This is a genomic window from Protofrankia sp. CiP1_Cm_nod3 (assembly GCF_982290655.1).
In genome coordinates this window covers 11,571-16,780 of the sequence record NZ_CEVIVD010000072.1, presented here as the reverse complement: position 1 = coordinate 16,780, position 5,210 = coordinate 11,571, and the positions used below count along the sequence as shown (strand labels likewise).

The window sequence follows — 5,210 nt, the reverse complement described above, 5'->3', positions numbered from 1 at the left end:
GCCGCCGGCGGATTCTTCGACCAGACGATTTTCACGGGACGAGTTCCAGCAGGACGAACTTCAGCGATTACTGTCAAGCCCTGATCAGGAGGACCGGTGGACGAGGAGTGGTACGACGACGACGCAGGTCCGGTCGTCCGTCCCTATGCCGTCACCGGCGGCCGGACGCGACCGGCGGCCAATCGCGCGCTGGAGCTGGTGGCTCTGGTGTCGACGACGGAGCACGGGCGTGCGATGGTCCGAACTCTTGATCCAGAACAACGGAACATCGTGCTGCTCTGCCAGAGCATCCAGTCGATCGCGGAAATATCCGCGCAGCTCAGCCTGCCGGTCGGGGTGGCACGTGTTCTCGTCGGCGACATGATCGATGCCGGTCTCGTACGCGTCACCCGCCCAGCCCGACCGAGCGAGCGTCCCGACGTGACGCTGATGGAAAAGGTGCTCGATGGACTACAGACCCTCTAGACCGCACACGGTCGGCAGCCAGGTGACCAACCCGGCACCCAGCCCGGCACCCAGCCCGGTCAAAATCATAATTGCCGGCGGATTCGGCGCCGGAAAGACGACCTTTGTCGGGACGGTCAGTGAGATCCCCCCGCTCACGACCGAAGCCGCACTGACCTCGGCGAGCCTCGGCATCGACGACACCTCCCAGGTCAGCACCAAGACCACGACGACGGTCGCCATGGATTTCGGCCGGATCACGCTGCTCGACAGCGTGATTCTCTACCTGTTCGGCACACCTGGCCAGGACCGTTTCTGGTTCATGTGGGACGAGCTGGTTCTCGGTGCCATCGGCGCCATCGTCCTGGTCGACACCCGCCGGCTCGCCGACTCGTTCCCAGCGGTCGACTACTTCGAGGAGCGGGATATTCCGTTCCTGGTGGCGGTCAACCGGTTCGAGGGCGCCCGGGAATACCGGCTCGACGAGGTCCGCAAAGCGCTCGACGTCGACCCCCGCCGGCCCATCATCTTCTGCGACGCGCGCCGGCGGGAGTCCGTCCGGCAGGCCCTGGTCGCGCTGGTCCGTCACTCCCTCGACGTGGTCACGAGCGAGGAGGCACAACGGGGCCTCCCCAGGGCCGGCAGCCGCGTGGACTAGGCCGTGCCTGATGACGATGTTCGATCTTCTCGGCATCGATGGCATCGCTCTCGCCGCCTACCGGATGTGGCTGCGCCGGAAGGACATGAGCGCCGAGGAGGTGAGCATCGCCCTTGGATGTCCCACGGGCGCCGTCCGGCAGGCCTGCGACAGGCTCGTCGCGCTCTCACTGCTGGTGCCCTCCCGTGAGAGCCCCGACCGGCTGGTCGCCGTCCATCCCGAGATCCCTCTCGAACAGCTGTTCCGACAGCAACACGATCGGCTCATCCGCCAACAGGAGGAACTCATCCGCGCTCATATGCAGGTGAGCGTGCTGGTCGCCGACTACATGCAGGGGCAGGAGCGGCAGCCGGAGCCGGCTGTCGACGCCGTGCGGCTGAAGGGCGTGGAAGCGGTCGCGGACCAGCTGCTCGATCTCGTAGCCCGAGCCAAACGGGAGCTGCTGGTTCTGCACACCCGGCCCTGGCAGTCATCGATCATGACAGCGGAGTGCACCCAGGCGGTGCTACAGGCCCTTGGCCGCGGGGTCGTCGTGCGCGCCATCCAGCCGCGCCCGGCCCCACAGGACGGTGCTCCCGCCGGCTGCGACACCGTCGACGCGGATGGCCTGGAGCTGCGGGTGGCCGACGCCCCGCTGGCGGACATGGCCATGGTCGACCGCGAGACCGCCCTGCTCCTGCTGACATCCGGCCCGGGCGAGGAGCACGGCTGCGCGCTGCTGCTCCGGGAGCCGGCGCTGACAGGCCTGGCCACGATGCTGTTCGACCAGCTCTGGAAGACCGCGCGGCCCCTGGAACGGGCTGGCGAGCTCGGCCAGGCCGGGCTCCGGCACACCGGCCTCGATCACATCGCCTTCGGCCAGGCCACGTTGGGTGACAGCCCTGGCCTCTCCAGCGTTCGCGGCCAGGCCGGCCCGGCCGGCCTGGCCAGCCTGGCCGGCCTGGTCGCTCAGGGCGGCCAGCCCGACCAGGGCGGTGGCCCCTCGCAGACAAAAAAACAACAGATTGACAATTCCGCTCCAAGCGACTCCGAACGCCTCCTGCTGAGGCTGTTGAGCCTCGGAGCCAAGGACGAGGCCGCCGCCCGGCACCTCGGCGTGTCGGTACGAACGGTCCGTCGCATGATCGCCGATCTCATGCGACGGATGGGTGCCCGCAGCCGGTTCCAGGCCGGCATCCTCGCGGCGAAAAAAGACTGGTTATAGCATTTTCGCATCGACTTGGCCACACCATTGGCACCAAGTTGCCACTACACGTTCCTGCCATGCCAACTGCAAGACATGACAGTCCCAATACCTCATGCTTCCGTAGGGAGACGGGCCGGAGCGGCGGCCAGGCCCCAGCCTTCGTGAGGTGACGCCTGCGCGGCGCCCGAGCGGACGAGGCTGGGTGCTGGCCGCCCAACCGACCCGTATACCGAAACCACCGACGACGGCGTCGGGCCACTGACTTGCGCGGGCAGCCTCCGCACCATCGACGCCGACGGTGCGGCATGCTTGCCCGTCCTTTCTTCAAGTTGTCAGGGAGCAGGCGTGTCGATATTCTTCGGCCGGCTTCCGGCGGCCCGGAACAGGGCCGTCGGATGACGCACCGTACTCTCATCGTGGCCCGTATCAGCGCTGACGACGAACCCGCGGTCGCCGATATCTTCCGGGAGTCGGACGACGGGGAGCTGCCTCATCTGCTGGGTGTTGTCCGGCGGGACCTCTTCAGTTTCCACGGACTTTACTTTCATCTGATCGAGGCGGCCGACGACGTGGCGCCCGCCCTGCCCGCCGTACGCGGACACCCGCTGTTCGTCGACGTCAACACGAAACTCGCCAGACACATCACCGCATACGACCCGGACACCTGGCGCAGCCCACGCGACGCGATGGCCCGGAACTTCTATTCATGGGCCGCGGACCGGCCCGCCCGGAAACCGGGTCACCAGGACAAAGGAGAGAACCATGGCGGATCAGTGGACCGCTGACCAACTGCTCGACTTCCTCGTGGAACGTACGGTGCTCGTCGCCGATGAGCGGCCCGGCCATCTTGGCGTCACGTTCGCCGAGGCCGGGGTGGACTCACTGGCCTACCTGCACCTGCAGACCGTCGTTCTCGACACCTTCGGCGTCGAACTGCCGGCGGAACCGCCCGAGGACCACACCTTCGCCGAAATCCTCACCGCCATCAACGGCGCTGTCAGAGCGGACGTCGCATAGACCGGCGGCCGGACCGGCGGATTCACGCCGCATCCGACAGGGATTCATCCCGTATCCGACAGGAATTCACGACCGGACAGCGAGAATCATGCGACCAGGGGGAACGCGCGGCTGCGCCGGCAGCCGTCCGCCCACGCGATGTCCGTCCCCGGCCGGGACCGGGCACGTAGCGACCGCCTGACCGACGCTCCAGGGCCGAGGACGCTCCAGGGCCGAGGAGGCACGTCCGTACAGGCGGAGCCTGCCAGTGGGAGCCCCTGCGGGCTTCCGGCGGGCTCCGGCGGGCTCCGGCGCCGGGAGGCATCCGGCCGAGGGCGTTCAGGAGCCGTCGGACGGACGCAACCGGTCATTTTCAGGTCTTCACCGTCCGATGGCACGCGTGCCCGGACGACGAACCGGTCCGGACATATCGGCAACAGCGCCGCGGGCCGTGTCCCGCGCCGGCCCTGAACCTGACCGCAGACATCCGAACGGAGAAACCCGATGAGTGCTTCCGGCACCTTCCGGATTGTTCTTACGCAGCAGATCGCACCCGGTCGGGAGCGCGAGTTCGAGGAGACCTGGCTGCAGGTCGCCCCGGACGCCGCCAAGCAGCCGGAGAACCTCGGCGCCTGGCTGGTCCGCTCCACGGACGATCCCAGCACCTACTACATATTCGGTGAATGGGCCAACGAGCAGGCGTACCAGGAGTTCCAGCGCAATCCCGAGCACCTGGAGCACCGGAAGCGGCTGCACGCGCTGCGCACCAGCTTCTCCGCGGCCGCCGGGACCGTGGTGGCACACCTGCCCGGAGCCGGCGCGCGCGAGTACGCCGAGCAGGCCGGCTGAGCCAGCGGCGACACCTTTCTCGACCGGAACATCGTCAATCAAACGGAGAGCCATGGCCGGGCACACGGAGAACTCGATCTGGATCGACGCCGACATCGATCTGGTCTGGACGATCACGAACAGTCTCGCGGACTGGCCGGATCTTTTCACCGAGTACGCCTCGGTGGAGATTCTCGAGCACCATGACCAGACCTTCAGATTCCGGCTGACAATGCACCCGGACGCGAACGGGAAGGTCTGGAGCTGGGTCTCGGAACGGACGTTGGACCCGGAGAAGCACCAGGTCCGGGCCCGCCGCGTCGAACCAGGCCCCTTCGAGTTCATGAACATCGAATGGACCTACGAACCGGAGGGCACCGGCACCAGGATGCACTGGACGCAGGACTTCCACATGCGTCCGGACGCGCCGGTCGACGACGAGTGGATGACCAACAACATCAACAACAACACCCGGCGGGAGATGAGCGTCATCCGGGACAAGGTCGAGCTGGCCGCCCGCAGCGCGAAGGCCCTTCCCCAGCAGGTCTGAACCAGCCCCGGCCAGGGCTCGGCGCCCGTTGTGAATTCCGCGCGAATTCCGTGTGACAGCGCCGGGCCCGTCAGGCCCCGGCCCGGACGCCGAGCAGGCGGCTCCGGGCGGTCCACGAGACGTTCGAGGAGACAGCGATGACCCTGACGACCAACAACCTGGAAGTGGCGCCGAAGGTGCTCTCCATCCACGACGTCCCGGCCAACCGCCGCCGCGGCGGCGACATCCGCACGCTGCTGTCCCCCGCGACGGTGGGCGCCAAGTCCGGCTTCCTCGGCACGCTGACGCTGCGGCCCGGCGAGTTCGTCAGCGAACACTGGCACCCGTACTCCGAGGAGTTCCTGTACTGCGTGTCCGGGCAGGTCGTCGCGCGGCTCGACGGCGAGCACACCACGCTCCCCGCCGAGCACGGGGTGCTCATCCCGATCGGCACCCGGCACCGGATCGTCAACGACGGCGACGAGACCGCCTTCCTCGTCTTCCACCTCAGCCCGCTGGCGCCGCGGCCGGACCTCGGCCACGTCGACACCGAACCGCTCCCCCAGCCC

The 5,210-nt window shown here is 67.8% G+C and carries 8 protein-coding genes; all 8 read left to right on the top strand.

Annotation, left to right across the window (positions count from 1 at the left end; all coding sequences use genetic code 11):
• The first annotated feature begins 96 nt into the window (after positions 1 to 96).
• Positions 97 to 465 (top strand): DUF742 domain-containing protein, encoded by a 369-nt coding sequence (locus tag AC5LUJ_RS14800; RefSeq protein ID WP_250289768.1) that lies wholly within the window; start codon positions 97 to 99, stop codon positions 463 to 465.
• Positions 446 to 1,102, top strand: a complete 657-nt coding sequence (locus tag AC5LUJ_RS14795) for a GTP-binding protein (protein ID WP_250289765.1) — start codon at positions 446 to 448, stop codon at positions 1,100 to 1,102. The genes AC5LUJ_RS14800 and AC5LUJ_RS14795 overlap by 20 nt, the downstream gene beginning before the upstream one ends.
• Before the next feature lie 10 nt (positions 1,103 to 1,112).
• Positions 1,113 to 2,306 carry a LuxR C-terminal-related transcriptional regulator gene (locus tag AC5LUJ_RS14790; RefSeq protein WP_250289763.1) on the top strand — a complete coding sequence of 398 codons (1,194 nt, stop codon included), beginning with the start codon at positions 1,113 to 1,115 and terminating at the stop codon, positions 2,304 to 2,306.
• Positions 2,307 to 2,683: 377 nt separating this feature from the next.
• Complete coding sequence (locus AC5LUJ_RS14785) at positions 2,684 to 3,073, top strand: TcmI family type II polyketide cyclase (RefSeq protein ID WP_250280906.1); 390 nt, start codon at positions 2,684 to 2,686, stop codon at positions 3,071 to 3,073.
• Positions 3,051 to 3,305, top strand: a complete 255-nt coding sequence (locus AC5LUJ_RS14780; protein ID WP_250280904.1) for a phosphopantetheine-binding protein — start codon at positions 3,051 to 3,053, stop codon at positions 3,303 to 3,305. The genes AC5LUJ_RS14785 and AC5LUJ_RS14780 overlap by 23 nt, the downstream gene beginning before the upstream one ends.
• A gap of 483 nt (positions 3,306 to 3,788) precedes the next feature.
• Complete coding sequence (locus AC5LUJ_RS14775; RefSeq protein ID WP_250289761.1) at positions 3,789 to 4,133, top strand: antibiotic biosynthesis monooxygenase family protein; 345 nt, start codon at positions 3,789 to 3,791, stop codon at positions 4,131 to 4,133.
• 52 nt (positions 4,134 to 4,185) lie between these two features.
• Positions 4,186 to 4,662, top strand: a complete 477-nt coding sequence (locus tag AC5LUJ_RS14770; RefSeq protein ID WP_250289759.1) for an SRPBCC family protein — start codon at positions 4,186 to 4,188, stop codon at positions 4,660 to 4,662.
• A gap of 137 nt (positions 4,663 to 4,799) precedes the next feature.
• On the top strand, positions 4,800 to 5,210 hold a 411-nt coding region (locus AC5LUJ_RS14765), incomplete at its 3' end, for a cupin domain-containing protein (protein ID WP_250289757.1).

What these genes read in the sequence shown, in the direction of transcription:
- AC5LUJ_RS14770 (WP_250289759.1), top strand. Translation starts at nt 4,186, where the DNA reads ATGGCCGGGCACACGGAGAACTCGATCTGGATCGACGCCGACATCGAT.
- AC5LUJ_RS14780 (WP_250280904.1), top strand. Translation starts at nt 3,051, where the DNA reads ATGGCGGATCAGTGGACCGCTGACCAACTGCTCGACTTCCTCGTGGAA.
- AC5LUJ_RS14790 (WP_250289763.1), top strand. Translation starts at nt 1,113, where the DNA reads ATGACGATGTTCGATCTTCTCGGCATCGATGGCATCGCTCTCGCCGCC.
- AC5LUJ_RS14795 (WP_250289765.1), top strand. Translation starts at nt 446, where the DNA reads ATGGACTACAGACCCTCTAGACCGCACACGGTCGGCAGCCAGGTGACC.
- AC5LUJ_RS14775 (WP_250289761.1), top strand. Translation starts at nt 3,789, where the DNA reads ATGAGTGCTTCCGGCACCTTCCGGATTGTTCTTACGCAGCAGATCGCA.
- AC5LUJ_RS14785 (WP_250280906.1), top strand. Translation starts at nt 2,684, where the DNA reads ATGACGCACCGTACTCTCATCGTGGCCCGTATCAGCGCTGACGACGAA.